At 66.8% G+C, this 22,467-nt stretch carries 22 protein-coding genes; 12 read left to right on the forward strand and 10 right to left on the reverse strand.

All coding sequences use genetic code 11. The annotated features are described in order from the left end of the window. Positions 1-38 precede the first annotated feature (38 nt). Positions 39-1,604 carry a murein biosynthesis integral membrane protein MurJ gene (murJ, locus tag ACIGHN_RS06160; protein WP_056416930.1) on the reverse strand — a complete coding sequence of 522 codons (1,566 nt, stop codon included), beginning with the start codon at positions 1,602-1,604 and terminating at the stop codon, positions 39-41. 199 nt (positions 1,605-1,803) lie between these two features. Between murJ and rpsT the strand changes: the two genes are divergently transcribed. Together rpsT and ACIGHN_RS06170 are read left to right on the forward strand one after the other, a co-directional pair. After that, positions 1,804-2,106 (forward strand): 30S ribosomal protein S20, encoded by a 303-nt coding sequence (gene rpsT / locus ACIGHN_RS06165; RefSeq protein ID WP_056167912.1) that lies wholly within the window; start codon positions 1,804-1,806, stop codon positions 2,104-2,106. 247 nt (positions 2,107-2,353) lie between these two features. Then, entirely contained in the window at positions 2,354-3,541 is a 1,188-nt protein-coding gene (locus ACIGHN_RS06170) for an AAA family ATPase (RefSeq protein WP_396503640.1), read from the forward strand. Positions 3,542-3,561: 20 nt separating this feature from the next. On the opposite strand, the gene ACIGHN_RS06175 is transcribed toward ACIGHN_RS06170, so the two are convergent. Next, positions 3,562-3,882, reverse strand: a complete 321-nt coding sequence (locus ACIGHN_RS06175) for a DUF3579 domain-containing protein (protein WP_056416924.1) — start codon at positions 3,880-3,882, stop codon at positions 3,562-3,564. A gap of 271 nt (positions 3,883-4,153) precedes the next feature. Between ACIGHN_RS06175 and ACIGHN_RS06180 the strand changes: the two genes are divergently transcribed. The 3 genes from ACIGHN_RS06180 to ACIGHN_RS06190 all read left to right on the forward strand — a co-directional run bounded on the left by ACIGHN_RS06180 (position 4,154) and on the right by ACIGHN_RS06190 (position 7,147). Next, on the forward strand, positions 4,154-5,350 hold the full coding sequence (locus ACIGHN_RS06180; protein WP_056416922.1) for an aspartate aminotransferase family protein: 1,197 nt from the start codon (positions 4,154-4,156) through the stop codon (positions 5,348-5,350). Positions 5,351-5,364: 14 nt separating this feature from the next. After that, positions 5,365-6,291, forward strand: coding sequence for an ornithine carbamoyltransferase (gene argF / locus ACIGHN_RS06185; protein WP_396503641.1), 927 nt, complete (start codon positions 5,365-5,367; stop codon positions 6,289-6,291). Between the two features lie 175 nt (positions 6,292-6,466). Then, positions 6,467-7,147, forward strand: coding sequence for a hypothetical protein (locus tag ACIGHN_RS06190; RefSeq protein ID WP_396503642.1), 681 nt, complete (start codon positions 6,467-6,469; stop codon positions 7,145-7,147). A gap of 29 nt (positions 7,148-7,176) precedes the next feature. Here the strand turns inward: ACIGHN_RS06190 and ACIGHN_RS06195 are convergent, their stop codons facing one another. Together ACIGHN_RS06195 and ACIGHN_RS06200 are read right to left on the reverse strand one after the other, a co-directional pair. Continuing rightward, a complete protein-coding gene (locus ACIGHN_RS06195) occupies positions 7,177-7,701 on the reverse strand; it encodes a GNAT family N-acetyltransferase (RefSeq protein WP_396503643.1) in 525 nt (174 codons plus the stop codon). 77 nt (positions 7,702-7,778) lie between these two features. Further along, positions 7,779-9,959 carry a TonB-dependent receptor plug domain-containing protein gene (locus ACIGHN_RS06200; protein ID WP_396503644.1) on the reverse strand — a complete coding sequence of 727 codons (2,181 nt, stop codon included), beginning with the start codon at positions 9,957-9,959 and terminating at the stop codon, positions 7,779-7,781. A 111-nt stretch (positions 9,960-10,070) separates the two neighbouring features. Between ACIGHN_RS06200 and ACIGHN_RS06205 the strand changes: the two genes are divergently transcribed. Together ACIGHN_RS06205 and ACIGHN_RS06210 are read left to right on the forward strand one after the other, a co-directional pair. Beyond that, positions 10,071-10,727 carry a response regulator transcription factor gene (locus tag ACIGHN_RS06205; RefSeq protein ID WP_056167888.1) on the forward strand — a complete coding sequence of 219 codons (657 nt, stop codon included), beginning with the start codon at positions 10,071-10,073 and terminating at the stop codon, positions 10,725-10,727. Next, the gene (locus tag ACIGHN_RS06210) at positions 10,724-12,184 is read left to right on the forward strand and encodes a sensor histidine kinase (protein WP_396503645.1); all 1,461 of its coding nucleotides are present in this window, start codon (positions 10,724-10,726) and stop codon (positions 12,182-12,184) included. The genes ACIGHN_RS06205 and ACIGHN_RS06210 overlap by 4 nt, the downstream gene beginning before the upstream one ends. Before the next feature lie 318 nt (positions 12,185-12,502). Here the strand turns inward: ACIGHN_RS06210 and ACIGHN_RS06215 are convergent, their stop codons facing one another. From ACIGHN_RS06215 to ACIGHN_RS06225, 3 genes are read right to left on the reverse strand one after another with little or no spacing between them, the layout of a single operon-like run. Further along, positions 12,503-12,760, reverse strand: coding sequence for a hypothetical protein (locus ACIGHN_RS06215; protein ID WP_056416908.1), 258 nt, complete (start codon positions 12,758-12,760; stop codon positions 12,503-12,505). 6 nt (positions 12,761-12,766) lie between these two features. Then, positions 12,767-14,689 (reverse strand): ferrous iron transporter B, encoded by a 1,923-nt coding sequence (locus tag ACIGHN_RS06220; protein ID WP_396503646.1) that lies wholly within the window; start codon positions 14,687-14,689, stop codon positions 12,767-12,769. Beyond that, positions 14,686-15,000, reverse strand: a complete 315-nt coding sequence (locus tag ACIGHN_RS06225; protein WP_396503647.1) for a ferrous iron transport protein A — start codon at positions 14,998-15,000, stop codon at positions 14,686-14,688. The genes ACIGHN_RS06220 and ACIGHN_RS06225 overlap by 4 nt, the downstream gene beginning before the upstream one ends. Before the next feature lie 428 nt (positions 15,001-15,428). Between ACIGHN_RS06225 and ACIGHN_RS06230 the strand changes: the two genes are divergently transcribed. Next, entirely contained in the window at positions 15,429-15,755 is a 327-nt protein-coding gene (locus tag ACIGHN_RS06230; RefSeq protein WP_396503648.1) for a hypothetical protein, read from the forward strand. Between the two features lie 77 nt (positions 15,756-15,832). Here ACIGHN_RS06230 and ACIGHN_RS06235 read toward each other — a convergent pair whose 3' ends face one another. Beyond that, complete coding sequence (locus ACIGHN_RS06235) at positions 15,833-16,132, reverse strand: hypothetical protein (protein ID WP_396503649.1); 300 nt, start codon at positions 16,130-16,132, stop codon at positions 15,833-15,835. A gap of 237 nt (positions 16,133-16,369) precedes the next feature. Between ACIGHN_RS06235 and kynB the strand changes: the two genes are divergently transcribed. The 3 genes from kynB (at position 16,370) to kynA (ending at position 19,460) form a co-directional block, all read left to right on the forward strand. After that, positions 16,370-17,029 carry an arylformamidase gene (gene kynB, locus ACIGHN_RS06240; protein ID WP_396503650.1) on the forward strand — a complete coding sequence of 220 codons (660 nt, stop codon included), beginning with the start codon at positions 16,370-16,372 and terminating at the stop codon, positions 17,027-17,029. A 91-nt stretch (positions 17,030-17,120) separates the two neighbouring features. Then, entirely contained in the window at positions 17,121-18,431 is a 1,311-nt protein-coding gene (kynU, locus tag ACIGHN_RS06245) for a kynureninase (protein WP_396503651.1), read from the forward strand. 141 nt (positions 18,432-18,572) lie between these two features. Then, positions 18,573-19,460 (forward strand): tryptophan 2,3-dioxygenase, encoded by an 888-nt coding sequence (kynA, locus tag ACIGHN_RS06250; RefSeq protein ID WP_056167867.1) that lies wholly within the window; start codon positions 18,573-18,575, stop codon positions 19,458-19,460. A gap of 232 nt (positions 19,461-19,692) precedes the next feature. On the opposite strand, the gene ACIGHN_RS06255 is transcribed toward kynA, so the two are convergent. Beyond that, entirely contained in the window at positions 19,693-20,070 is a 378-nt protein-coding gene (locus ACIGHN_RS06255; protein ID WP_056167864.1) for an MliC family protein, read from the reverse strand. Between the two features lie 646 nt (positions 20,071-20,716). Between ACIGHN_RS06255 and ACIGHN_RS06260 the strand changes: the two genes are divergently transcribed. Then, entirely contained in the window at positions 20,717-21,979 is a 1,263-nt protein-coding gene (locus ACIGHN_RS06260; protein ID WP_396503652.1) for a nitrate/nitrite transporter, read from the forward strand. Here the strand turns inward: ACIGHN_RS06260 and ACIGHN_RS06265 are convergent. Continuing rightward, positions 21,939-22,424, reverse strand: coding sequence for a hypothetical protein (locus tag ACIGHN_RS06265; RefSeq protein ID WP_396503653.1), 486 nt, complete (start codon positions 22,422-22,424; stop codon positions 21,939-21,941). The two genes, ACIGHN_RS06260 and ACIGHN_RS06265, sit on opposite strands and share 41 nt — an antisense overlap. Positions 22,425-22,467: the final 43 nt, after the last annotated feature.

A 22,467-nucleotide genomic window follows, 5' to 3' on the forward strand; every position in this document is an offset into this window, starting at 1 on the left:
ACCCAGGTTTTGCCAGGCTGTTACCAGCATCACCGGCATCAGCGCCGCAGCAACTGGCGCAGCTTAAGCCCCGCCGCCCACAGCGCGCCGAAATACAGCGCGGCAGCGGCCGCCATGAGCGCCGCCAGCAGCCCTATGCGCCGCAGGGTCTGCCCCTTCATGTCCACCCAGTCGAAATGCTGCGAGCCCCAGAGCAGCAGCACGGCCAGCAAGGCGCTGGCGGCAATCACCTGCAAGGCGAACATGCCCCAGCCCGGCAGCGGCTGGTAGCTGCCGCGCCGCAGCAGGCCGATCAGCAGCCACAGCGCGTTGACCAGGGCCCCGAGACCAATCGACAAGGCCAGGCCCGCGTGGGCGATGAAAGGCACCAGCGCGATGTTGAGCAACTGCGTGATGACCAGCACGGCAATGGCGATCTTCACGGGCGTGCGCACGTCCTGGCTGGCGTAGTAGCCGGGCGCCAGCACCTTGATGGCCACGATGCCGATCAGCCCGGCGCCGTAGCCCGACAGCGCGAGCGCAATCTGCCCCACATCGTCGTCGGTGAGCTTGCCGTAGTGGAACAGCGTGGCCACCAGCGGTGTGGAAAAGGTCAGCAGCGCCACCGCGCAGGGCACGGCCAGCAGCACCACGATGCGCAGGCCCCAGTCGAGCATGGCCGAGTACTTCTCGGCATCGCCCGCCGCCTTGGCCGCCGTGAGCTGTGGGGTGAGCACCACGCCCAGCGCCACGCCCAGCAGCGCGGTGGGGAATTCCATCAACCGGTCCGCATAGAACAGCCAGGTCACACTGCCCGGCGCCAGGTACGAGGCGATCTGCGTGTTGATCATGAGCGAGATCTGCGCCACGCCCACGCCCAGCACCGCCGGCCCCATGAGCGTGAGCACGCGGCGCACGCTGGGGTCGGCCCAGGCGGCACGCACGGTGCCCCAGGTGACGCCGATGCGCGGCATGAGACCCAGGCGCACCAGGGCCGGTATCTGCACGGCCAGCTGCAGCACGCCCCCCAGCATCACACCGCCGGCCATGGCGTAGATGGGCTCGATGCCGCGGGCCTCCAGCTGCGGCGCACCCAGCCAGGCCGCGGCGATCATGCACACGTTGAGCAGCACGGGCGATGCGGCGGGCACGGCGAAGTGCTTCCAGGTGTTGAGGATGCCCGCCGACAGCGCGACCATGGACATGAAGCCGATGTACGGGAACATGAAGCGCGTCATCAGCACCGCTGCGTCGTAGGCCTCGGCGTTCTGGCGCAGGCCGCTGGCCAGCGCCCATACCAGCAGCGGCGCGCCGACCACGCCCAGGATGCATACCAGCAGCAACACCCAGGCCAGGGCGGTGGCCACCGCGGAGATGAGCTTGTGCGTGGCTTCCTCGCCCTGCTGCGTCTTGGCGGTGCCCAGCACCGGCACGAAGGCTTGGCTGAACGCCCCTTCGGCAAACAGCCGCCGGAACAGGTTGGGGATGCGGAAGGCGACCTGGAAGGCGTCGGTCAGCGCGTTGGCCCCGAACATCGAGGCCATGAGCAGCTGGCTCATGAGTCCCGTCACACGGGAGGCCAGGGTCAGCAGGGAAACGGTGGAGGCGGCTTTGAGCAATGACACCGCTGGAGTGTATTCCCCCTGTGCCGCTGCGCGGCTTCTCCCCAGGCGGGGACGCATCGGGTGGCAGGGCGAAGCCCACGCACTGGGTGCGCAGGCGATGGCGCTGCGCCGGCTTTTGAGTGTGGTGGCAGCTGAAACCCGGTCTGGGCTATAATCGCGGGCTTTGCTGGCATCATCCTCAGACTCAAGGAACTAAATCATGGCATCCGCTAAACCCAAGAAGAAGAACCCGCGCCTGGCGTCGGGCCGCAAGCGCGTCCGTCAGGACACCAAGCTGAACGCAGCCAACACCTCGCTGCGCTCCAAGTACCGTACCGCTGTCAAGAACGTCGAAAAGGCTGTTCTGGCTGGCGACAAGACCAAGGCGACCGAACTGTTCGCCAAGATGCAAGCCGTGGTCGACTCCGTGGCCGACAAGGGCATTTTCCACAAGAACAAGGCTGCTCGCGACAAGAGCCGTCTGTCTGCCAAGGTGAAGACCCTGGCTCTGGCAGCCGCTTAAAACTCATTTTCCGCCTGATTCACTTCAGGCAAACAGCCCGAACGGCATGTGCCGTTCGCCGTTTGTAACGGGTGCGCTGCCAGCAAACGAACAAAACCGCCTTCGGGCGGTTTTTTCGTTTCCGAACGCTTTGCGCCGGTTTGGCGCTCCGTATCCAAAGCCGTCGCCCCAGAATGCACGCCATCCGGCTTTACGGCAAATTATGGATTGATCATAATTATTGGAATTTCATAAAAATCCATAAACCATGACGTTCCGCCGCACCGACCTTGCCGAGCAGATGGCCACGCAGTTGCTCAGGCCCTCGTTCCTGGACATGTCCCTGCGCTCCGGGCTGTTCCTGTCGGGCCAGCGCCGGGTGGGCAAGACCACGTTCCTCGCAACCGACCTCATCCCTGCGCTCGAGGCGCTGGGCGCCATCGTGGTCTATGTGGATTTGTGGAGCCAGCCCCAGGCCAACCCGGCGGACCTGGTGCACGAGGCCATCCGCAAGACGCTCAAGGACCTGCAGACGCCCGGCTCGGGCATCTTGAAGCGCCTCAAGGACGTGGCCAGCGTGGAGGCCGGGGCGGCGGGGTTCAAGTTCGGCTTCAAGCTGGCCGACGTGGGCAAGGACGACGGCACCACCCTGGCCCACGCCTTCGAGGCACTGATCGACCAGGCCAGAACGGACGTGGTGCTCATCATCGACGAGGTGCAGCACGCACTGGGCAGCGCCGACGGCGACCACCTGCTGCACGCGCTCAAGGCCGCGCGCGACGCCATCAACACCCGCCCCGACACTCCTGGCTACTTCTTGTTCATCGGCACCGGCTCACACCGCGCGCGGGTGCAGGAGCTCACGCTCAAGGGCAACCAGGCCTTCAACGGCGCGGTGACCAACGAGTTTCCGGTGCTGGGGCGGGACTTCATCGACTACGTGCTGGAGCAGGTCCGCCCGCAGTTGGGCGCCATGCTGCCTTCGGCCGACGTCACAGAATCTGCCTTTCGCAGCATGGGCAGCCGGCCGGAGGAACTGATGAAGGCGCTGAACGTGCTGCGCAGCCTGCCCGCCGATGCCCTGCCGGACGAGCACCTGCCCACCATTGCGCAGTCGCTGGGCGCCGCGGCGGCCGATGTGGAACTGCAGAAGGTGGAGGCCATGGGCCCGCTGGCCGAGGCGGTGTTCTCGCGCATCTGCAGCATCGGCGGCGACGTGAAGGGCGTCTTTACCGGCGAGGCGCTCAAGACCTACGCCGCGCAGATCGGCCGCGAGGTCACGGCCCAGGAGGTGCAGGGCATCATCGGCATGATGACCTCGGCCAACCTGCTCATGCGTGTGAAGCACGGGCACTACGGCGTGACCGACCCGTTCGTGGAAAAGGCCTGGATGAACCGGCTGCAGGCGGACCAGTTGCTGCGCGCGGGGCTTGCGGGCAGCAACGTCCAGCGCTAAACAACCCGGGCGCTGCGCCTTCAGCCCTTGGGCGGCGGGTCGGGCAGCAGGCAGGCCTCGGCCACCTGCAGGTTGTTGTCGCGTGCGAAGTTGATGACGAAATCCCACGCCATGGGCTCGTGCCCTTGCAGGTCGCGGTGCACCACCACGCACTTGACGCCATTGAGCGTCGTCGGAATGCACCACGGCGAGTAGCTCAGATGGCTGCCAGGCCGCGCCCCGCCCGGGCGGAAGCTGCTCATCACCCCGGCCAGCCGCTCGGCCCAGTCACTGGGGCGAAAGGTCTTCCCGTCGTGGGTGATGCCCTGGATGAAGACTTCTTTGGAGGAGGGGGAAACCATCGGGGGATTGGAGTGGTAGTAAGGGCGCCCCAAGGCAGGATCACTGCATGCTGCACCGCAACGCGACATTCTAACTCTTATATAAGAGCTACCCCTCTAATCCACGGCCGGCATCGGGAATCAGGCCCGGATTGCTGCCAACACACGGCATTGCAGTAATGCGCAATCGTCAACAGCCGTTCACCGTGCTCCCCCTAGAATCGTGCTTCGCTTTCTCGGGCTTTGATCCCAACAGGGCAGCCCATTCACCGCACCGTCAGGAGATTTCTGCATGACCGCTACCACCCCGGCAGCTTCGCCCCACGTGATGAACACCTATGGCCGCGTACCCATCGCGCTGGCCCGCGGTCAGGGCAGCCGAGTCTGGGACGTCAACGGCAAGGAATACCTGGACGGCCTGGGCGGCATCGCCGTGAACACGCTGGGCCACAACCATGCCAAGCTCGTGCCCGCGCTGCAGGACCAGCTCACCAAGCTGATCCACACCTCCAACTACTACCACGTGCCGCTGCAAGAGCAGCTCGCCGCCAAACTGGTGGAGCTGTCGGGCATGCAGAACGTGTTCTTCTGCAACTCGGGCCTCGAAGCCAACGAGGCGGCCCTCAAGATCGCCCGCAAGTTCGGCGTGGACAAGGGCATCGCCAAGCCCGAGATCGTGGTGTACGAGAAGGCGTTCCATGGCCGCTCCATCGCCACCATGTCGGCCACCGGCAACCCCAAGATCCACAACGGCTTCGGCCCGCTGGTTGAAGGCTTCATCCGCGTGCCGCTCAACGACATCGAGGCCATCAAGAAGGCCACCGAAGGCAACCCCAACGTGGTGGCCGTGTTCTTCGAGACCATCCAGGGCGAAGGCGGCATCAACGGGATGCGCATCGAATACCTGCAGCAGCTGCGCAAGCTGTGCGACGAGCGCGGCTGGCTCATGATGATCGACGAAGTGCAGTGCGGCATGGGCCGCACCGGCAAGTGGTTCGCCCACCAATGGGCGGGCATCGTGCCCGACGTGATGCCCCTGGCCAAGGGCCTGGGCTCGGGCGTGCCGATCGGCGCGGTGGTGGCCGGCCCCAAGGCCGCCAACGTGCTGCAGCCCGGCAACCACGGCACCACCTTCGGCGGCAACCCGCTGGCCATGCGCGCCGGGGTCGAGACCATCCGCATCATGGAAGAAGATGGCCTGCTGGCCAACGCGGCCAAGGTGGGCGACCACCTGCGCGCGGCGCTGCAGCGCGAGCTGGGCAGCCTGCCGGGCGTCAAGGATATCCGCGGCCAGGGCCTGATGCTGGGCATCGAGCTTGCCAAGCCCTGCGGCGCCCTGATCGCCCGCGCGGCCGAGGCTGGCCTGCTGCTGTCCGTCACCGCCGACACCGTGATCCGCCTGGTGCCGCCGCTGATCCTCACCACTGCCGAGGCCGACGAGATCGTCGCCAAGCTGACCCCGCTGGTCAAAGCCATCCTGGCTGAATGAAGAGCAAGCACGCCATGACGCTGAAACATTACCTGCAGTTCAACGACCTCACCGCCGACGAATACGCGTACCTCTTCGAGCGCGCCGCGCTCATCAAGAAGAAGTTCAAGGCCTACGACAAGCACCACCCCCTGGTGGACCGCACGCTGGCCATGATCTTCGAGAAAGCCAGCACGCGCACCCGCGTGAGCTTCGAAGCCGGCATGTACCAGCTGGGCGGCTCCGTGGTGCACCTGACCACGGGCGACAGCCAGCTGGGCCGCGCCGAGCCCATCGAAGACAGCGCCAAGGTCATCAGCCGCATGGTCGATCTGGTGATGATCCGCACGTACGAACAAGCCAAGATCGAAAGCTTCGCCGCCAACTCGCGCGTGCCCGTCATCAACGGCCTGACCAACGAATACCACCCCTGCCAGATCCTGGCGGACATCTTCACGTACATCGAGCACCGCGGCGCCATCAAGGGCAAGACCGTGGCGTGGGTGGGCGACGGCAACAACATGGCCAACACCTGGCTGCAGGCGGCATCGCTGCTGGGCTTCAAGGTGCATGTGAGCACGCCGCGCGGCTACGAAGTGGACGAGAAACTGGCCGCTGGCGCCCGCGGGATCAGCGCTGGCAGCTATCAATTCTTTAGCAACCCGCTCGAAGCCTGCCAGGGCGCGGACCTGGTCACCACCGACGTGTGGACCAGCATGGGCTACGAGTCCGAGAACGAAGAGCGCAGATTAGCCTTTGCCGACTGGTGCGTGGACACCGAGATGATGGCCGCCGCCAAGCCGGATGCCCTCTTCATGCACTGCCTGCCCGCCCACCGCGGCGAAGAGGTCGAAGCCGATGTGATCGACGGGCCGCAGTCGGTGGTCTGGGACGAGGCAGAAAACAGGATGCACGTGCAGAAGGCACTCATGGAGTACCTTTTGCTCGGCCGGATTGCATGACATGCAATCCGGTGGCGCGCCAGCGCCAGCAGCCTGTTTCGGCGCAGGCTCATGTCCGCACAGCGGACATGAAGCGGCCGCAGGCCGCGCGCCGAAGCCACAGCAGGATGCACGTGCAAAAGGCACTCATGGAGTACCTTCTGCTCGGCCGCGTGGCCTGATCCACCGCTCCACCATGCCCTGGCGCCGCCAGCCCGTCCACAGCGCCGAACTGCAGGCGCACTGGAACACGCTGGGCCAGGCGCTGGGCCGCGACACCCCCGCCTGGCGCGCCGAGGGCCGCCGCCTCATCCTGAGCTGGGCCCACTGGCCCCGCGCGTACCACGACACCACGCACCTGTGGGCCTGCCTGCGGCACCTGCAGGCCGTGCAGGACCCGCAGCCCGGTGTCCTGCAAGACCCCCATGCCGTAGCCCTGGCGCTGTGGTACCACGACGCGGTCTACTGGCCGTGGAGCCGCCACAACGAGCAGCGCAGCGCTGACTGGGCCGTGCGCTTCCTGCGCAGCCAGGGACTGCCCGACACCATGGTTCTCAGCGTGCACCAGCACATCCTCGACACCCGCCACAACCCGGGCACCCTGGCCGGTGATGCGCAATGGGTTGTCGATATCGACCTGTCCATCCTCGGCCAGAGCGAGGCGGTCTACCGCCAGTTCGAGCGCAACGTGCGGCGTGAATACTTCTTTGTCCGCTGGCCGCGTTACGTGGCGGGCCGCAGCGCGGTGCTGCAGGGGTTTGTGGAGCGGCCGCGGATATATGGCTCGGAGTGGTTCCACGAGCGTTATGAGGCACAGGCGCGCGCAAACCTCCAGAACGCTTTGCAAGCCCTTTCCTCAGGCCGCTTGTACGGATGAGCGGGTAACAGGGCCACCCCGCGCAGGGCTCAGTCCAACCGCAGGCTCATCAGCGCAGCGTCGAAGTACGCCCCGTCAAGACACACGGCCTCCGGCTCCACACCGTATGTCGAGAAACCCAGCGACCGGTACAGCTGGGCCGCCGCATCGTTGGGCAAATACATCATGAGATTGATCCGCCGCGCACCTTGAGCGCGTGCGTGCTCAATGGCCCGCACAACCAGCCTGCGCGCAAAACCTCGGCGTCTGAACCGTGGGGAAACAAAAGTGCCCCACAACAATACTTTGTGGCGAGACGATGCGAATTTGCTCTGCCATGCCACGGCTGCCGTCCCCGCCAACACACCATCGCAAAAGACTCCGAATACGGCATTCGGCGCCGGATACGCCAGTTGCTCCCTGAAGCCGTCCAGAGAGCGGCTCAGTTCTTCCTCCAACGTGAGACCCATGGGTATCGGGTTGTCCGCTGTCAGTTCGCGGCGCAGCGAGGAAAACACCTCCGCATTGGCGGCAGACAGGTGCCGCAGTTCGATCAAAGCGTTGGGAGCATCCATGATTTCCAGGCGATGGGTAGACAGGTGGGATTGAACCGCTCAGCGCAGCCAGGGGCAAGACAAGGCGGCAGCCACCGTCAGAACTGCGTGCCCACCGTCAGGTACACACGCGGTGTCAGCCGCATGCTGCTGGTGCTCAGTAGCGGCACCGGGCCCGATGCATCTACACGGTCGCGGCGAAAGCGTGCGTCCCCCACGTTGTAGATACCGAGCCGCCAGTAACCCAGGCCCCGCACCAACTGCCCCACGTACACATCCAGCATCGCATGGGCACGGCTGCGCCCCGTCAACACCGGGTCGACATTCTGGTCTGCAGGCCCGGTCATCGACAGTGTGGCCCCGCCGTACCAACCGCCGCCGCGCGGCATAGGGCGGGCTGCAGTCAACGTGACGATGTAGCGGGCTTGCCCGGGAATGCGCTGGCCCTCGTTGCGCCCACTGGTCATGCGCGACTGCAGCAGGCTGGCGTTGGCAGACAGCGTCCAGTCGCTGGCCAGCCCCAGCCAACCCAGGCCGGTGCGGGCGTCCGCCTCCAGGCCCCAGACTATGGCGTCGCCCACGTTGCTGCGCTGCTCGACCCAGCGCGCGCCCTGTAGCTGGAGCGGGGGCGCGAGCGCATCGCTCACCCTGCGCACGAAAACGTTCAAGCCCATGTGGCCCGCCGCCAGCCGGCGCTCAAAGCCTGTGTCCAGCGTCCACGTCACTTCAGGGCGCAGGTTCGGGTTGCCCATGGTGTCGGGGTTGCTCAGGCTGTTGCTGCCCTGGCTGGGAATGGTCCGGTCCACCAGGTCCCACACGCGCGGCAGTTGCGTTACGCGGGCCAGGTTGAAGCGCCATTGCAGGTCGTCGGACAGCGGTGTGCGCGTGTGCAGCGAGGGCTGCAAAATGTTCCATTGCCTCTGGCCCGCCACCAGCGAGCTGCCACCATGGAGCGTGACCTGCTCGCCCCGCAACCCGAGGGTGAGCGTGGTGTTGGCGGGCAGCTCCCATTCGTTTTGCCCCCACAGTACGGCGCGGCGGATTCCAGACTCCAACGCAGTGTTCGACGGCAACTCGCCACTCGCTGTCGTGCGGACGTGCAACTGACGGTCTTCCAACTGCGCACCAACGCTCCAGAGCAAAGCGCTGGTGGTGCCGGTGAGCTTGGTACTCAGGCTCACCAGGTCCTCCCGCCGGTCATCCAGAAAGCTGTAGCTGTCGGTCACTGCAGCGGCCCCCGCCATTCCCGCAGCGCGGACCAGCGTTCCATCGCGGTCCACGGTGTCACTTGCCCGGCTTGTGGCGAGTGTGGTTTCGAGCTTGCTGGCGGCAAAGCGGTGCGTCCAGTCGGCCGCGGCCTGCAGGTAGCGGCGCTCGTAACGGTGCGCTTCCTGTGAACTCAGCGCATAGGCTCCATCACCGCTACCCACGCTGACAGACTCGCCGGCAAACTCGCCCCGGCTGAGCGTTGCGCGCAGCGTGAGCTGATCTACCGCCGACAGCCGACCGCTGACGCGCGGGACCAACGCATAGTCGGTGCGCCGATAGCGAGCGCTGGTGTCCGACTGGGCGACTTCCACACCCGCACGCTGCGTGCTGCGGTGGGTGTCCGAGCCCAGCAGCAGCCCTGTGGCCGACGCGGCCACGAAGTACGACCACGGCGGGCTGGGCGCTGCATCACTCTCATCGCCAGCCCGTGTCGGCGTGGCGCCGATAGGACCCGTGCGCGAGAAGAAGGCCTGGCCCGCATCGCGCCCCCACACATGGTTGTCCGTCAGGCGCAGCACTGTCTCGCGCTTGACCGTGGCCTGGCGCAGCACGATGTTGATGGTGCCGCCCGTGGCCCCTGAGAACTCCGCCGTCGGCGCGCGCACCACCTCGATGCGCTCGATCAGCTCTGGCGGCAGTTGGTCGATGGGCAACTGCGATCGCTTGCTGCCTACGCGCTGTCCATCCACCAGCAGCTGGGTCGCGCCACGGTCCATGCCGCGCATGCGAATCTCCACACTGCCGTCCCCTGACGGCGTCACCTGCACGCCGGGCAACTGACGCAGCACATCGGCCACCGAGAAAGCGCCCATCTGCTCGATGTCGTTGCGGTCCACCACCACCAGCGAGCCCGCAGCAAAGAAGCGCTGCTCAAGCGAGCGGCGCGCCGTCACCGTCACGCCCTCCAGTTGCGGGGGTGCACCCGCACCCTCGGCCTGACCCTGGGCCCACGCAGCGTGGCCCGCCAGACAAGTCATCCACATCGCGGCATGGCGCTTGATTTTTCTCATACCTACCCTCCTCCGGTCATTGTCCAGCGCGTGTCTTAAGCGCAGCCAAAGACGGCGCGCCAACATGCTGTTGCCCCGTCCAACCGTGGTGCAAACCGCCACAATCCCCCCATGCACATCCTGCTCATCGAAGACGACCTGGACCTGGGCCGGGCCCTGCAGTCGGCGCTGAAGGTCGAGGGACTGACCAGCGAGTGGCTGCGCCGCGCGGTGGACGCGCCCGCCACAGTGGATGCCACCACCGTGGACTGCGTGCTGCTGGACCTGACGCTGCCCGACGGCAGCGGGTTCGACCTGCTGGCACGCTGGCGGGCGCAGGGGGAGCAGGTGCCCGTCATCGTGATCACCGCGCGCTCGGCGGTGGAGGACCGGCTGGCGGGGCTGGACGGCGGCGCGGACGACTTTGTGATCAAGCCCTTTGCCACGGCCGAGCTGATGTCGCGCATCCGCGCGGTGCTGCGCCGCAGCGCGCGGCAGGCCAGCGAGCGCTGGGTGCTGGGCGAGCTGGTGATCGAGCCCCGGCGCCACCAGGTGCGGCGTGGCAGCGAGGCGCTGGACTTGTCGCCGCGCGAGTTTCAGCTGCTGCTGGAGCTGGCACGCGAGCCTGGCGCCGTGGTGCCCAAGGGCGTGATCGCGCAGCGGCTGGACCCGCTGGGCGAGCCAGTGGACTTTGGCGCCATCGAAGTGCATGTGTCCAACCTGCGCCGCAAGATCGGGCCGGAGCTGATCCGCACGGTGCGTGGCGTGGGCTACCTGCTTCAAGCATGAGCGCACGCACGACATTGCGCGCCAGATGGCAGCGGCTGGCCGAGCCCACCCTGGTGCGCCGCAGCGTGGTATCGGTGCTGCTGGCGTTTGTGCTGGTCTGGGGGGTGTTGCTGTGCTACATCTTCATGACCTACAAACACACCATCACCAACGACCCGGGCCTGCAAAAGTACGGAGACGCCCTGCTGGTGTCTCTGCAGGGCGTGACCGACCCCGCACACGCTGCAGCGGCCATCGACTCCACCGAAACGTGGACCTACATACGACGCCGCCAGATTGGCATTTTTCCTGGCAAGACACTGCACACACTCAGTGATGCAGACGGCAATCCGGTGTTTGCCTCGCATGAGTTGAAGACCCTGAATCTACCCCCCAGGCACCCGGATGCGGTGGGCGTGATTACCGAAGCCATCGCAGAAGGCACCGTGTACCGCATCTACACAGGCCACAACGCCCGGTGGGCCTTGCAGGTGTTCGAGCCCAAGCGCACGGATGCAGCCTTTCTGGCTTACAACGGCCGCTTCATCCTGCCCTATCTGCTGCTGGCCATGCCCTTCGTGCTGGTGCCCGTGTGGCTATCGGTGCGCAACGGCCTCAAGCCGCTGCAGCAGTTGGCCAGCCGCATTGCCCGGCGCAACAACGACGACCTGCAGCCCGTGGGCTTCGACGCACAGCACCGCGAGCTCAAACCGCTGGAGCAGTCCCTGGACACCCTGCTGGCCCGCATGCGCCAGAAAGTCGAACGCGAGCGCGCCTTCGTGCAGGACGCCGCCCACGAGATCCGCACGCCGCTGGCCGTCATCACCGCCCAAGCCCATGTCATGGCACGTTCGCAAAGCGAAGCCGAACGCACACAGGCGCAGGCGCACCTGGAGCAGGCCATCGCCCGCACCTCGCACCTGGCCCAGCAACTGCTGGACCTGGCCGCGCTCGATGAAGCGCAGCGCCCTGCTCCGCGCGACCTGGACGTGGCGCAGTGGCTGCGCGCCGCGCTGGCGCAGGCCGCGCCGCGGGCCATGGCCCGGCAGATCGAACTATCGCTGGACGCGCCCGACAGCCTGACTGCGCGGCTGGACCTGCCCGCGCTGGAATCGGTGGTGCACAACCTGCTGGACAACGCGGTGCGCTACTCGCTCGCAGGCGGCACGGTGGCTGTCGGCCTGCGGGTGGACGACGGTGGCACAACGCTGCAATTGGCGGTGCAGGACGACGGGCCGGGCATTCCAACCGCTGAGCAGGGCAAGGTGTTCGAACGCTTCTACCGCGGCCCGGGCCATGCGGCCGGCAGCGGTAGCCACAACGATGGGGACCATGCCACCAACGGCTCCGGCCTGGGCCTGGCCATCGTGCGCCAGGCAGCGCTGCGCATGGGCGGGCAAGTGCGGCTGGGCCAGGGGCTGGGTGGGCGGGGCGTGGGATTCTTCGTGGAGATACCGCTGGCGGCGCGCCGGGGCTGATGCGGCGCTGACCCGAGCGGGCCATGGCCGTCATGACAACCGCTGGACATCGGCCTGATGAGCTTCAGCCTCAGCGAACTCGCGGCCTGATGAACTGCAGCCTCAGCGACCTCACCATCCGTTCGGGCTGAGCCTGTCGAAGCCAGGGCATGCCCCCAGCGTGCAAGGCTTCGACGGGCTCAGCCCGAACGGATTGGGGGTATGTGACGCATGTGGCCATCCAAGCCATCCAAGCCATCCAAGCCTATTAGATGCTCCAGCGCCCTCTACCGCTTGATGGACAAGCGCAAGCAGCTACAAATAATATAGCAACCCATATCAATGCCGCGAGCGCGGCATGGCCACTGTTTTCTCGGCAGCCTCGCCCGGCGACGATGCTGCAGGACCGCAGCCACCGCCACCGCTACTGCAGCTGCTGCACCCCCCACCGCCGTCCCCGCTGCCGCAGCCCGGTGCCTGCACCAACGCCGGGTGCACCCTTCCCAGGCGTTGCCGCCAACCCTGCGGCATGTAGCGCCACGCCACGTAGAGCATGGCAACGGCCACGATCACGCCGACGATGATGTCCTGGGCCATGGTTGTCTACCCTCCACCCATCGCCAGTGCGATGCGGTACGTCACGAAGCTGGCCAGATAGGCCAGCGCAAACAGGTACGCCGTCATGATCAACGGGTACCGCCAGCTGTTGGTCTCGCGCTTGACGGTGGCGATGGTCGACAGGCACTGCGGCGCGAAGATGAACCACACCAGCAGCGACAGCGCCGTGGCCAGTGACCATTGGGCGGCGATCAGCGGGCCCAGCTGCGCGGCAGTCTCCTCGCCCGTGGCAGACAGCGCGTATACGGTGCCCAAGGCCCCCACGGCCACCTCGCGCGCGGCCATGCCGGGCACCAGGGCGATGGAGATCTGCCAGTTGAAGCCGATGGGCGCGAACACCACCGCCAGCAGGCTGCCGACCTTGCCCGCCAGGCTGTATTCGATGGCGGGCCCGGTGGCGCCCACCGGTGGCGCCGGGAACGACGACAAGAACCACAGCAGCACGGTGAGCGCCAGGATGATGCCGCCCACGCGGCGCAGGAAGATCTTGGCGCGCTCCCACAGGCCGATGGCCAGGCTGCGCACGCTGGGCCAGCGGTAGGTGGGCAGCTCCATCAGCAGCGGCGCGGCACCGGTGTTGGTGCGCGCCAGCCGGGCCACGGCGGCCACCGCCATGGCGCTGACGATGCCGCCCACGTACAGCGCGAACAGCACCAGGCCCTGCAGGTTGAACACACCGGCCACCGTGCGCTCCGGGATGAAGGCCGCGATGAGCAGCGCATACACCGGCAAACGTGCCGAGCAGGTCATGAGCGGCGCGATCATGATCGTCACCAGCCGGTCGCGCCAGCTCGGGATGGATCGCGTGGCCATGATGCCCGGGATGGCACATGCAAAGCTCGACAGCAGCGGGATGAACGAGCGGCCCGACAGGCCCACCACGCCCATCACCCGGTCCAGCAAAAACGCCGCGCGCGGCAGGTAGCCCGAGTCTTCCAGCACCAGGATGAAGAAGAACAGGATCAGGATCTGCGGCAGGAACACCACCACCCCGCCCGCGCCGGCGATGATGCCGTCGGTGAGCAGGCTGCGCAGCGTGCCCTCGCCCATGTTCGCGTTGACCCACGCGCCCGCGGCCTCGGTGGCGGCCTTGATCCAGTCCATGGGCGCTGCGGCCCAGCTGAACACCGCCTGGAACATCAGGAACAGCGTGACGGCCAGCAGCACCATGCCCCACACCGGGTGCAGCACCACCGCGTCGATGCGGTCGTCGCGGTGCAGGCTGACCTGCGGCGCGCGCACTGCCAGGTCGATGATGCGGCGCACCTGCTGGTGCAGCTGCATCACCTGCTGCTGCGCGCTGCCTTCGGGCATCGCCAGCGGCACCTGCGCGGCAGCCAGCGCCGCAGGCTGCACCGTGTCCAGCCACTGCACCAGTTCTTGCGCACCGCCGCCCCGCACGCCCACGGTGGCCAGCACCGGCATGCCCAGCTCACGCGCCAGCGCCTCGCGGTCGATCACGATGCCCTGGCGCTCGGCCACGTCGCTCATGTTCAGTACCAGCACCATGGGCAGCCCCAGGGCGCGGGCCTCCAGCACCAGGCGCAGGTTGAGCCGCAGGTGGGTGGCATCGGTCACGCAGACCAGCACCTCGGGCGCGGGCTCGCCTGCCCGCTGCCCGGTGACGATGTCGCGCGTGACGGCTTCGTCCATGCTTTGCGCATGCAGGCTGTAGGCGCCCGGCAAGTCCAGCACGCGCACGCGCCGGCCGCTGGCGGTCTGCAGCGAGCCCTCCTTGCGCTCCACGGTCACGCCCGCATAGTTGGCCACCTTCTGCCGCGCGCCGGTCAGCAGGTTGAAGAGCGCGGTCTTGCCGCAGTTGGGGTTGCCCAGCAGGGCGATGCGCAGCGGGGCAGTTGTCGATGGCGGGGTTGTGCTGGTGGCAGCGGACGTGCTTCGCGCATTCATGGCTGCACCTCGACCTGCACCTGCACCATCGACGCCTCGCTACGGCGCAACGCAAACGTGGCCTGCCCCACCCGCACCGCAATCGGGTCCACCCCGAACCCACCGCGCGCGACCACACGCACCGCCTCGCCGGGGAGAAAGCCGATCTCCATCAGGCGCAGCACGGTGCCTTCTTCCTGCTCGCCGCTGGCGCTATGCAGGCCCGTCACCAGCGCAGGGGTGTGCAGGGGCAGCCGGTCAAGGGCTGTGGATGGCGCGGGGCCAGTGGAGGCATGCTGCGGCACAGCAGAGCTGTCGTGCGGGGTGGTCATCGGAGTCTGCTTTTTAAATGTTATTGATTCTCATTTTACTGACACCGGGTTTGGGGGTTTGGTTCCGTGGGGGAGGGGTGATTGATGCAGCGCAAATGCGCTCCGGTGCTGACACCGCGTGCCAAATCCATACCGGCGCACACCCCACGACCATCGGCAATGGCAATGGCAATGGCAAACTGCAACGGCTATCCGGTCGTCACTTTGGCACGTCGCAGCACGCACGTACGCACGTACGCACGTACGCACGTACGCACGTACGCACGTACGACGAGAGGAATGGATCAAATGACAAGCGTGAGGCATCACAGGCGTGCGAGCACAGAGCGCTTGCGTCGTGGCGGACGTGATGCCGTCCTTTGGCTGGCCTTCAGTGAAGAACCGGCTCTGAGCCCTACACTGCACCGAACACTCTCCGGGAGATGGCCATGTTTCGCTGCAAGTTGAGCAAACCAGTCGCCGCGAAGGCGTTTATCGCCACCATGCTTTTGTCAGCGCTGGCAGGATTGGCGGGCTCTCACATCGCACCGCAGGTTCCGCTGCATACCGTCTTGCTCTACTGCGCGATAGGCGCCGCAACGGTGTTCATTGCCCTGGTGATCACCACCATCGCCGTGCTCACAGTCATGCAATTCATCTTGCGCAAGGGCGGCACCGACACTCAGTGGTTGTGGTTTTCCGCGGACCCACCGGGCTTGGTCGAGTTGCGACAGCGCACCACCCAAGATGCGGCACCCACAGCGCATGAACACTGATCGTCAGGTTCTAGGCACTGTTCAGATGCGCCGGCGACGCAGACTGGGGCGTTGAGCGCTCTGCAAAAAGCCCGCAATCAGCTTTCAGGGCACGCGTCGTAGAAACCCGCTGTCACCTTCGCCCCGCTGCGCGCTTGCAGCTCGGTGTTGAATTGGAGCACCTTCGCGTTGGGCGTTGACCGGCACATCGAAAGGTGGACCTTGTCAGGCCGCAGGCGGACAACCTCATCCACGACAGGCGTGGCCAGAGCCGATGTCACATCCCCCGCTCTGTACTCTGTGGGCAGGATCTGAACATGGACGGTTTCAGTGGTGGTGCTGCAACCGGCAAGCAGCGCAACCGAAAAAAGCAGTGTTCGTAGAAGCATGGCATCCAAAGCGCGCAGCGCGTCTCGTGGTGAGGCGCCAAAGGATAGCCCTCTCGCGGGTCGCCTGTTGCAAGCAGTTGTCACCCAGCAGTCCCCCGGGACCTGGCCCGTCTGAGCAGCAGCATCCGCAGGAACATCAGGGTGGCTTTTCCCATTTCGCAGATCGTTGAAGCCTCAACAAAAAACCGCCGCCGTGTTGGAAATAACCGACACCACGGGTTTTCCGGGACATGCAAACTTTGTCCCATGCCAACCAGCTCCTCTTCCCCCACCGCCCGCAGGCTCTGGGACATTTCGCCGCCCGTGCATGCGGGCAGCCCCGTGTTCCCGGGCGACACGGCGTACAGCCAGCAGTGGTGCGCCACCATCGGGCCCGGCTGCCCGGTCAACGTGAGCGCCATCACGCTGTCGCCCCACGTGGGCGCGCATGCCGATGCGCCGCTGCACTACGACGAGCACGGCGCCAGCATCGGTGATGTGTCGCTCGACGCCTTTCTGGGCCCCTGCCGCGTGATCCACGCGATCGCCCGCGGGCCGCTCATCACCTGGGAGCACATCGCCCACGCGGTGGACGCCACGCTGCCGCAGCGCGTGCTGGTGCGCACCTACCAGCACATGCCCCAGGACCGTTGGGACGGCGCCCTGGCGGCCTATGCCCCCGACACCATCGAGCGCCTGGCGGACCGGGGCGTGCTGCTGGTGGGCATCGACACCGCCAGCATCGACCCGGCCGATAGCAAGACTTTGGACAGCCACCAGGTCATCCGCCGCCGCGGTCTGCGCGTGCTGGAGAACCTGGTGCTCGACGATGTGCCCGAGGGCGACTATGAGCTGATCGCCCTGCCGCTCAAGCTCACCACCGCCGACGCCTCACCCGTGCGCGCCGTGCTGCGTGCGTTGGCCTGATCACTCATTTTTTTAAGCTTTTGGGCCGCTACAGCTTGCTGATAAAGCGCCAGCAGCTATCAAAACAGAAGCAAACAACCACCTATCTGCCATGACCATCACCGCACAAGACTGCCGCGCACTTGACGCGCAAGACCCCATCGCCCCGCTGCGCGAGCACTTCGCGCTGCCCCCGGGCGTGATCTACCTGGACGGCAACTCGCTGGGCGTGGCGCCCAAGGCTGCCGCGGCGCGCGTGGCCGATGTGGTGACGCGCGAGTGGGCCACGGACCTCATCAAATCCTGGAACACCGCGAGCTGGTTCGACCTGCCCCAGCGCCTGGGCAACCAGCTGGCCCCGCTGATCGGCGCCGGCCCGAACGAAGTGGTCTGCACCGACAGCACTTCGATCAACCTCTACAAGGTGCTGAGCGCGGCGCTGAACATCGCCCGCGAGGACAACACCGCGCGCAAGCGCATCGTCAGCGAGCGCAGCAACTTCCCCACCGACCTGTACATCGCCGAAGGCCTGTGCAAGGAGCGCGGGCTGGAGCTGGTGCTGGTGGAGCCCGAAGACATCGCCGCCGCGCTGACCCCTGACGTGACCGTGCTGATGCTCACCCATGTGAACTACCGCACCGGCGCCATGCACGACATGGCCGCCATCACGGCCGCCGCGCATGCCCAGGGCATCCTGTGCGTGTGGGACCTGGCGCACAGCGCGGGCGCGGTGCCTGTCGACCTGAACGGCGCGGGTGCAGATTTTTCCGTCGGCTGTGGCTACAAGTACCTCAACGGCGGCCCCGGCGCGCCGGCCTTTGTGTGGGTACACCCGCGCCACGCCGACCGCTTCTGGCAGCCGCTGTCGGGCTGGTGGGGCCACGCGGCGCCGTTCCAGTTCACCCCTGACTACCAGCCTGCACCCGGCATCACGCGCTACCTGTGCGGCACGCAGCCCATCATCAGCCTGTCGGCCCTGCAGTGCGGGCTGGACGTGTTCACCGCCGCGCAGGCACTGGGCGGCATGGCCGCGCTGCGCACCAAGTCGCTCGCGCTTACCGACCTGTTCATCCGCCTGGTGGAGGAGCGCTGCGCAGGCCACGGCCTGGGCCTGGCCACGCCGCGCGACCACGCACAGCGCGGCTCGCAGGTCTGCCTGACGCGCGACGAAGGCGCGGGCGTCAGCGGCCAGGGCAGCGGCGCCTACGCCATCGTGCAGGCGCTGATCGCCCGCGGCGTGATCGGCGACTTCCGCAAGGGCGATGGTGGCACGGGCCCGCACAAGGACATCCTGCGCTTTGGCTTCACGCCGCTGTACCTGGGGTTTGAAGACGTGTGGAATGCGGTGGAGCACCTGCGCCAGGTGCTGGAGAGTGGCGATTGGCAAAAGCCCGAGTTCAACCAGACGCACGCGGTGACCTGAGGCCTGTCGGCATCCCAAAACACCTCAACCGTTCACACCGGGCTTGTCGATGTGCCGCGCAAGGCTTCGACAGGCTCCGCCCGAACGGCCCGGATTGATCGAGCGCTCCGTTTGACACGGCGCGAACGCAGGAGACCCACCATGTGCCCTTTTTCCCAGACCACCGTCCCCGCCAGCGACGCACCAGCCGCCGCCCTGCCCGAGTCCATCGTGCATGAAGAACGCGCCCAGCTCGACTTCAGCCAGTCGATGAGCTATGGCGACTACCTGCAGCTCGACGCCATCCTCACCGCGCAAAAGCCGCTGTCGCCCGCACACGACGAGATGCTGTTCATCGTGCAGCACCAGACCAGCGAGCTGTGGATGAAGCTCATGCTGCACGAGCTGCGCGCGGCCATTGCGCACATCGCCAACGACGAGCTGCAGATGGCGTTCAAGATGCTGGCGCGCGTCTCCAAGATCATGGAGCAGCTGGTGCACGCCTGGGACGTGCTGGCCACCATGACGCCGCCCGAGTACACCGCCATGCGCCCGTACCTGGGCCAGTCCAGTGGATTCCAGAGTTATCAGTACCGCAGCATCGAGTTCGCCCTGGGCAACAAGAACCGCGCCATGCTCAAGCCGCACGAGCACCGCGCCGACCTGCTGGCCCAGGTGCAGGCCGCGTACGAGGCGCCGTCGCTGTACGACGAAGCCCTGCGCCTGCTGGCGCGCCGCGGCATCCCCGTGCCCGCCAGCCACTTGGAGCGCGACTGGACGCAGCCCTACGCAGAAAGCGACGGCGTGGAGCAGGCCTGGCTGGTGGTGTACCGCAATCCCAAGGAGCACTGGGACCTCTACCAGCTGGGCGAGGAGCTCACCGACCTGGAAGACGCATTCCGCCTGTGGCGCTTTCGGCACGTGACCACAGTGGAGCGCGTGATTGGCTTCAAGCGCGGCACGGGCGGCACCGGCGGCGTGAGCTACCTGCGCAAGATGCTGGACGTGGTGCTGTTCCCGGAGATATGGAAGCTGCGCACGGACCTGTGACGCGGCCCACGCGAACAAGGAGGCTGCTCACTGCACGGTGAACAGGCCTTCCAATCGCCGCTACTGCGCTACTGCTGTCTGCACGGTCAGAGCCCGCACACACTGCGGATGAGAGCGCCGCACGGCACTCTCCAGGTGCTCAGGCTCAGGCAGGGATGACCGCAGGGCGCGGGGCCCGGGACGGCCTCCGCAGCCATTTCACCGCCGCACAGGCGATGAAAGAAAGGCGCAATCAGCGCACGCTGCCTTGCGTGCCGCCCGCCACCATCATGGGGCGGTTGCTGCGGCACCAGATCGGTGCCAGGTGACCGATCTGGATGGTCAGCTCGTTGCCCTTGCCCAGCACGGTGGTCGGGCCGTTGCTGTAGGCGTAGCCGGTTTCAGCCGCCTGCTTGGGCAGGTCCACCGTCCAGCCGCTGCGCAGCAGCACGCCCATGTCCTGGTCGGGGAAGAACTGCATTTCCACCTTCTCGCCGTTGCCGCATGCAAACTGCATGCTGCCACGGTCCGTGGGCTCGGAGAAAGCCTGCAGCGCAGGCGGTTGGCTGGCGCAACCCGTCAGCATGAGAGTCACCAGCGCACCCGAACCCAGCACAACCATCTTCTTCATCGGTCACTCCTGACGTCGCGGTGCACCTTGGCGGCACACCCGACAACAACCATCCAACATCCACACCTTGGGGCCTGCGGACTCGCGGCCCCGGCTATCACCAAGCACAAACCTTGCCACTCCTGCCTGCCGGTATCCCCGTGAGCGGTACCACGCCGGATGGGTCCTCCCGGCCTGCTGGCACGAGACCGAAGCCACCGGATTCCAGATCCTTCGGAGCCCCGCAGAGGCATGTCCACAAGAGTGCCCCAGGGCTTTCGGCCCGTCATTGGGGTGATCCCCACATCGAGAGGCTCCTCTAAAGTCTGCCCCCGGCCTGTGGCGTGCCTGTGACGGCACCAAAAGCCCCCGGGCATGGCTCCATTGAGATCACCAGCCATCTCAATGGCTTTTGAACTGGTGGATTGCATGCAACTGTTGAAAAAGAAAGCAGCCCCGCAGCGGTGCAGGTAGCACCCCATGCAGGGGATCAGGACATACCCTAGGCCGGGGCGGATCGAGCGCTGCCACGGCCACCTGCCACACAGGGCCGCACACCAGCTGCGCACAGCCGGCGACAGCGGGCATGCCGATCAGCAGGTACGCTCGCCGGACCCAGCGGCCCGGCCGTGACTTCCGAGCGCCGCCTCTTTCTGGAGACCACCCCTTGCCTGCGCCCCCATCCCCGTCAGCGTCGCCCCCGCCCCCTGCCTTGCTGCCCGCCCGCGCCGCCTGGGCCATGCTGCTGGCGCTGGTGTCCGGCTTTGCGCTGAGCCAGGCGTTTCGCACCATCACGGCCATCATGGCCACCGGGCTGCGGGCGGAGTTCGGCCTGTCGGCCCAGGCGCTGGGGGTGTTTGCCGGTGCCTTTGCGTTCGCCTTCGGCACCATGCAGCTGTTCATGGGCGTGGGGATCGATCTGTATGGCGTGCGGCGCACGTTGCTGGTGGCGTTTCCGCTGGCCATTGCCGGGTCGCTGCTGTCGGCGCTCGCGCCCGGCTACGGCGTGGTGCTGCTGGGCCAGGTGCTGATCGGCGTGGGCTGCGCGCCGGCCTTACTGGTCTGCACGGTGTTCATTGCGCGCTACTTTGCGGCCAGCCGGTTTGCGATGGTGTCGGGCGTGGCCATGGGCGTGGGCGGGCTCGGGATGCTGTTCACGGGCACGCCGCTGGCGTGGCTGGTGCAGCAGTCGTCCTGGCGCATGGGGTTTGCCGTGCTGGCGGTGTTGGCGGCGCTGGCCTGGCTGCTCATCTTCTGGAAGGTGCACGAGCCTGCAGCGGCCGGCCACGGCACCCAGCCGCGTGAATCGGTAAGTGCCGCCGTGCGCGGTTTCGGCGCGCTGTTCCTGCTGCCGCACACGGCCGGCATCATGCTGCTGGCGCTGATGACGTACGCGTCGTTCCTGACCTTGCGCGGGCTGTGGCTCGGGCCGCTGCTGATCGAGCGGCACGGCTACTCGCTGGTGGCCAGCGGCAACGTGGCCATGCTGTCGTCGCTGGTGTCGCTGTTCACGCCCGCGCTGTTCGGGCGGCTCGACCCGGGGCCGGGGCGGCGGCGGCGCTGGATCACGGGCTTCTCGTTGCTGCTGGCCGCGCTGTTCACCGCCGTGGGCCTGCTGCATGCGCAATGGCTGGACGTGGCGGGCTCCATCGCCGTGGGGCTGCTGTCGGGCTACATGGTGCTGCAGTACGCCGACGTGCGCTCGGCCTACCCCGCGGCCATGACCGGGCGCGCCATGGCGGTCTTCACCATGGCGCTGTTCCTGGGCGTGGCGCTGATGCAGTGGGCCACGGGCCTGGCAGCATCGCTGGCTGCCGCGCGGGGCGCGGACCCGTACGTGGCGGTGATGCTCACCATCGCCGGCATGCTGGCAGCCGGGGTGCTGGCCTTCAGGCTGCTGCCTGCGCCTCGGCACCGCCCTGCGCGCTGACGCCAGCGGCCCGCGGCGGGCACTGGGCGGAGCCTGTGCCCTGCACCCGCCACCACTGCAACACCCCGAACAGCAGCTCGAATGCGGTGAAGCCCAGCACGATGGCATTGGCCCCGTGGGCCACGGCATGGATCTGCCACGCAGAGAACAGCATGCGCGCCAGTCCATCGAGCCGCCCCAGCAGCCGCGACGGCGCTGCGATGCGGGCGATGGACCACACCACCACCACCGACCCGAGCAGGTTGGCCAGCAGCATGTGCGTGGTGTCGAGCGGGTGCAGCGTGCCTGGCAGGGCCAGTGCCTGGGCCAGTGCGGTGAGCTGCGCGTACAGCCACGCAAACGTCCAGGGCAGTGCGAACGGCCAGGTGACGAGCAGGTCGTACCAGCCGCTGGCGCGCACGATGCGCAGGTAGCGCGGTTCGGAAAATGCAGGAATGGTGGCCATGGCAACGCGGTCATCGAAGTGAAGGAAGCGCCGAGCTTCAGGC

The sequence above is a fragment of the Acidovorax sp. NPDC077693 genome (assembly GCF_044542805.1).
GTDB lineage: Bacteria > Pseudomonadota > Gammaproteobacteria > Burkholderiales > Burkholderiaceae_C > Acidovorax.

What these genes read in the sequence shown, in the direction of transcription:
- kynB (WP_396503650.1), top strand. Translation starts at nt 16,370, where the DNA reads ATGCCAACCAGCTCCTCTTCCCCCACCGCCCGCAGGCTCTGGGACATT.
- ACIGHN_RS06225 (WP_396503647.1), bottom strand. Translation starts at nt 15,000, where the DNA reads ATGACCACCCCGCACGACAGCTCTGCTGTGCCGCAGCATGCCTCCACT.
- ACIGHN_RS06210 (WP_396503645.1), top strand. Translation starts at nt 10,724, where the DNA reads ATGAGCGCACGCACGACATTGCGCGCCAGATGGCAGCGGCTGGCCGAG.
- ACIGHN_RS06255 (WP_056167864.1), bottom strand. Translation starts at nt 20,070, where the DNA reads ATGAAGAAGATGGTTGTGCTGGGTTCGGGTGCGCTGGTGACTCTCATG.
- ACIGHN_RS06215 (WP_056416908.1), bottom strand. Translation starts at nt 12,760, where the DNA reads ATGGCCCAGGACATCATCGTCGGCGTGATCGTGGCCGTTGCCATGCTC.
- ACIGHN_RS06205 (WP_056167888.1), top strand. Translation starts at nt 10,071, where the DNA reads ATGCACATCCTGCTCATCGAAGACGACCTGGACCTGGGCCGGGCCCTG.
- ACIGHN_RS06175 (WP_056416924.1), bottom strand. Translation starts at nt 3,882, where the DNA reads ATGGTTTCCCCCTCCTCCAAAGAAGTCTTCATCCAGGGCATCACCCAC.
- kynU (WP_396503651.1), top strand. Translation starts at nt 17,121, where the DNA reads ATGACCATCACCGCACAAGACTGCCGCGCACTTGACGCGCAAGACCCC.
- rpsT (WP_056167912.1), top strand. Translation starts at nt 1,804, where the DNA reads ATGGCATCCGCTAAACCCAAGAAGAAGAACCCGCGCCTGGCGTCGGGC.
- ACIGHN_RS06230 (WP_396503648.1), top strand. Translation starts at nt 15,429, where the DNA reads ATGTTTCGCTGCAAGTTGAGCAAACCAGTCGCCGCGAAGGCGTTTATC.
- ACIGHN_RS06200 (WP_396503644.1), bottom strand. Translation starts at nt 9,959, where the DNA reads ATGAGAAAAATCAAGCGCCATGCCGCGATGTGGATGACTTGTCTGGCG.
- ACIGHN_RS06265 (WP_396503653.1), bottom strand. Translation starts at nt 22,424, where the DNA reads ATGGCCACCATTCCTGCATTTTCCGAACCGCGCTACCTGCGCATCGTG.
- ACIGHN_RS06180 (WP_056416922.1), top strand. Translation starts at nt 4,154, where the DNA reads ATGACCGCTACCACCCCGGCAGCTTCGCCCCACGTGATGAACACCTAT.
- ACIGHN_RS06190 (WP_396503642.1), top strand. Translation starts at nt 6,467, where the DNA reads ATGCCCTGGCGCCGCCAGCCCGTCCACAGCGCCGAACTGCAGGCGCAC.
- kynA (WP_056167867.1), top strand. Translation starts at nt 18,573, where the DNA reads ATGTGCCCTTTTTCCCAGACCACCGTCCCCGCCAGCGACGCACCAGCC.
- argF (WP_396503641.1), top strand. Translation starts at nt 5,365, where the DNA reads ATGACGCTGAAACATTACCTGCAGTTCAACGACCTCACCGCCGACGAA.
- ACIGHN_RS06170 (WP_396503640.1), top strand. Translation starts at nt 2,354, where the DNA reads ATGACGTTCCGCCGCACCGACCTTGCCGAGCAGATGGCCACGCAGTTG.
- ACIGHN_RS06220 (WP_396503646.1), bottom strand. Translation starts at nt 14,689, where the DNA reads ATGAATGCGCGAAGCACGTCCGCTGCCACCAGCACAACCCCGCCATCG.
- ACIGHN_RS06195 (WP_396503643.1), bottom strand. Translation starts at nt 7,701, where the DNA reads ATGGATGCTCCCAACGCTTTGATCGAACTGCGGCACCTGTCTGCCGCC.